At 63.1% G+C, this 2,080-nt stretch carries 2 protein-coding genes and 1 pseudogene; all 3 read left to right on the forward strand.

Going from position 1 to position 2,080, the window contains the following annotated elements; all coding sequences use genetic code 11:
* Nucleotides 1-635, forward strand: a pseudogene (locus EOA24_RS35595) (phosphate acyltransferase); the annotation flags it as partial.
* Nucleotides 636-644: 9 nt separating this feature from the next.
* Nucleotides 645-1,610 carry a beta-ketoacyl-ACP synthase III gene (locus EOA24_RS35600; protein WP_126082925.1) on the forward strand — a complete coding sequence of 322 codons (966 nt, stop codon included), beginning with the start codon at nucleotides 645-647 and terminating at the stop codon, nucleotides 1,608-1,610.
* A 105-nt stretch (nucleotides 1,611-1,715) separates the two neighbouring features.
* A complete protein-coding gene (locus tag EOA24_RS35605; protein ID WP_023815657.1) occupies nucleotides 1,716-2,039 on the forward strand; it encodes an integration host factor subunit alpha in 324 nt (107 codons plus the stop codon).
* Nucleotides 2,040-2,080 lie beyond the last annotated feature (41 nt).

Here is a 2,080-nt window from a genome sequence, read left to right on the forward strand (position 1 = left end):
CCACCATCGGTGCCGACGCGCATCAGCTGATCGATTTCGCCATTCTGGGCACCGGCATGGCGCGCTCGGTGTTCGGCATCGAGCGGCCGAGCGTCGGCCTGCTCAATGTCGGCGTCGAGGAGATCAAGGGCCAGGAAGAGGTCAAGGAGGCTGGCCGCATGCTGCGCGAGGCCAACATGGCCTCGATGAATTACCGCGGCTTCGTCGAAGGCGACGACATCGGCAAGGGCACGGTCGACGTGGTGGTCACCGAGGGCTTTGCCGGCAATATCGCGCTTAAGACCGCCGAGGGCACGGCAAGGCAGATCGCCGGCTATCTTCGCGCCGCCATGAGCCGCACGCTCATGGCCAAGATCGGCTATGTCTTCGCCAAGGGCGCCTTCGACCGGCTGCGCGAGAAGATGGATGTCGGCCGCTCCAATGGCGGCGTCTTCCTGGGCTTGAACGGCATCGTGGTGAAGAGCCATGGTGGCGCCGATTCGGATGGCTTCGCTGCGGCGATCGAGCTCGGCTACGACATGGTGCGCAATAATCTGCTTGACCGGATCGAGGCCGACCTCGATCTGTTCCATGCGCGCAATCCCAATGCCCAGGCAAACAGGAAATCCGGCGTCTCCGCCGACGCCGAGGAATAGGAACGGACCTTGATCAGATCAGTCGTGCGCGGCAATGGTGCCGCGCTGCCCCGCCGCATTATGAAGAATGCCGACTTCGAAGGCATGGTCGAGACCTCCGACGAGTGGATCGTCCAGCGCACAGGCATCCGCCAGCGTCATGTCGCGGCCGATGACGAGACGACGGCCTCGCTGGGCGAGGCGGCGGCGCGCGCAGCGCTCGACAGCGCGGGCATGACGCCAGCCGATATCGACCTCATCATCCTGGCGACTTCGACGCCCAACAACACATTCCCGGCGACCGCCGTCGAGATCCAGAACAGGCTCGGCATGCATCACGGCTTTGCCTTCGACATGCAGGCCGTCTGCTCTGGCTTCGTCTATGCCGTCGCCACCGCCGACCTTTATATCCGTGGCGGCTTGGCCAAGCGTGTCCTGGTGATCGGCTCGGAGACGTTCTCGCGCATCCTCGACTGGAACGACCGCTCGACCTGCGTGCTGTTCGGCGACGGCGCCGGGGCGCTCGTTCTCGAAGCCCAAGACGGCGCGATCACCGACCGCGGCGTGCTGGCGGCGAGCCTACGCTCCGATGGCGCGCATAAGGACAAGCTCTTCGTCGATGGCGGGCCTTCGACGACGGGAACCGTCGGTCATCTCAGGATGGAAGGCCGTGAGGTGTTCAAGCATGCCGTCGGCATGATCACCGATGTCATCGAGGCGACCTTCGGCGAGGCCGGCATAACGGCGCAGGACCTCGACTGGTTCGTGCCGCATCAGGCCAATAAACGGATTATTGACGCTTCCGCCAGGAAGCTCGGGATAGCCGAGGAGAAAGTTGTGGTCACCGTCGATTTACACGGTAACACCTCGGCTGCCTCGGTGCCGCTGGCTCTCGCGGTGGCCGTCGCCGACGGCCGCATCAAGAAGGGCGATCTGGTGCTTCTCGAGGCGATGGGTGGAGGCTTCACCTGGGGCGCGGTGTTGCTCCGCTGGTAAGTGCCGAACGCGCCGGTTCGGTCCTTGACCTTGCCGGATCAATTACTTAGGCTCTGCCTTTGGCTGTATCGATTTACATTTTCTGCGAGCAGATGGGACGGTCGCATGGGGGGAAAGACACTGACGCGTGCCGACCTTGCTGAAGCCGTTTATCGGAAGGTTGGCCTGTCGCGGACTGAATCGGCGGAACTCGTCGAAGCCGTGCTGGACGAAATCTGCGAAGCCATCGTTCGGGGCGAGACGGTCAAGCTTTCGTCTTTTGCCACCTTCCACGTCCGCTCCAAGAACGAGCGCATCGGCCGCAATCCCAAGACCGGTGAGGAAGTGCCGATCCTGCCGCGCCGGGTGATGACGTTCAAATCGTCGAACGTGCTCAAGAGCCGGATTCTGCGCTCGCACCAGAACAGCAAGGGCAAAGGCGGCAAGTAGTTTGCTGGCGAATGCGGTTGAAAACCGCCCGCGGTTTTGAC

The organism is Mesorhizobium sp. M2A.F.Ca.ET.039.01.1.1, from assembly GCF_003998035.1.
In the GTDB taxonomy this organism is placed as follows: Bacteria; Pseudomonadota; Alphaproteobacteria; order Rhizobiales; family Rhizobiaceae; genus Mesorhizobium.